The sequence below is a fragment of the Acinetobacter sp. RF14B genome (assembly GCF_006864105.1).
GTDB classification, from domain to species: domain Bacteria; phylum Pseudomonadota; class Gammaproteobacteria; order Pseudomonadales; family Moraxellaceae; genus Acinetobacter; species Acinetobacter lwoffii_C.
This window is the reverse complement of the sequence record NZ_SMTB01000184.1, coordinates 1-1477: the sequence shown is the minus strand read 5'-3', so window position 1 is coordinate 1477 and position 1477 is coordinate 1. Positions and strand designations below refer to the sequence as shown.

Genomic DNA, 1477 nt, shown 5'->3' with positions numbered 1-1477 from the left:
CGGATGCATATATTGCAGAAATTACTCAACGCTTGAATCATCGTCCAAGAAAAAGACTCGGCTTTAAAAGTCCGAGTCAGGTATTATGGCAACAACATGGTGTTGCACTTCAAATGCTAATCTAAGTTTCAAGAATTGAGGTTAAATATAGAGCAATAATTTAACACTCTTACCACAAATATTTTGCAAAAAAACCATAGTCAGGATTTAATATTTTTATAACAGCCCAGATGGCTTCTTTAAGAAAAACAGGACCACAATATGCGTCTTTTAGCATTATCCAGCATTATCCTTGCAGGCACCTTAGCAACCACGGCTTTTGCAGCTCCCAATGAGTCATTGAATTATAATGTAATTAATCTATCCGCAGATGCCAGACGTGATATTTCCAATGATGAAATGCATGCTGTTTTGTATCTTGAAAAATCCCATAAACAACCTGCCCAACTTGCTAGCCAGATTAATCAGTTGATGAATCAGGCGATGGTAACAGCACGCAAATATCCAACTGTTAAAATTGAGACTGGCGCCCAAAGCACTTATCCAATTTATGATAATGACAACCGTAAACTTAAAGAATGGCGTGGCCGTGCTCAAGTGCGTCTAGAGTCCACTGATTTTAAAGCCACTTCTCAGCTGATCGCAGAGTTGCAGCAAAACTTCCAGACCGAATCCATTAACTTCACCGTGTCGGATGCAAAACGCAAAAAGGTAGAAAATGAATTGATGGTCGAAGCCACCAAAAACTTTCAGCAGCGTGCCCAAGCCCTCACACAGGCCTGGAACAAGCCGGGTTATCAGCTGGTTAATTTAAATCTGAACACCAACAACTATACGCCGCAACCTATGCCTCGTATAGCCATGATGAAGGCCGCTGCCCCAGCCGATGCCATTACAGAACAGCAGATGGCGGCAGGTGAATCACAACTGACAGTCAGTGCTAATGGTACTATTCAGCTGAAATAATTGAAATTCCCCTTATTTCAGGAGAGAGTTAGAAAAGTTAAAAACTATCTCAGCTTGGTCCTGCCAAAAAAGAAAATTTATTTCATAGAAAATCCCGCTCGAAAGCGGGATTTTTTTAAATCTAGATTCTAAGCCTGTTTTAATAGATGGCCATATGATTGCGATGAATCATTTCCAGTGAACGTGCTTCACCCAAAACCTGGTGCACTTTATCTGAGGCCAAACCTTTAACAACTTCAGCCGAACGTGAACTAAAGTTGACCCGTCCTACTGCAATACGATGGCCTTGCCAATCCACACATTCCACCACATCGCCACGATCAAAATGACCTTCTACTGCTTTCACGCCCACGGGCAACAAGCTGCGGTGATTTTCCTTGATGGCTTTTACCGCACCATCGTCAATCACCAGACGGCCAGCGGTTTGTAAATGTGCAGCCAGCCATTGCTGACGCGCCGTAATACGGTCATCATCGGTAATGAATAAGGTTCCCAGCATTTCACCCGCCAT

Annotated in this window: 2 protein-coding genes; one reads left to right on the top strand and one right to left on the bottom strand. The window is 42.8% G+C overall.

What is annotated here, in order from left to right:
• The first annotated feature begins 261 nt into the window (after window positions 1-261).
• The gene (locus E2K52_RS14360; RefSeq protein ID WP_151205675.1) at window positions 262-966 is read left to right on the top strand and encodes an SIMPL domain-containing protein; all 705 of its coding nucleotides are present in this window, start codon (window positions 262-264) and stop codon (window positions 964-966) included.
• Between the two features lie 139 nt (window positions 967-1105).
• Here the strand turns inward: E2K52_RS14360 and E2K52_RS14355 are convergent.
• Window positions 1106-1477, bottom strand: a 372-nt coding sequence (locus E2K52_RS14355; protein ID WP_319922812.1) for a PUA domain-containing protein, incomplete at its 5' end; no start/stop codon positions are given.

Bases quoted from the DNA above. Each gene is read 5' to 3' on its own strand.
- E2K52_RS14360 (WP_151205675.1), top strand. From the start codon at position 262: ATGCGTCTTTTAGCATTATCCAGCATTATCCTTGCAGGCACCTTAGCA.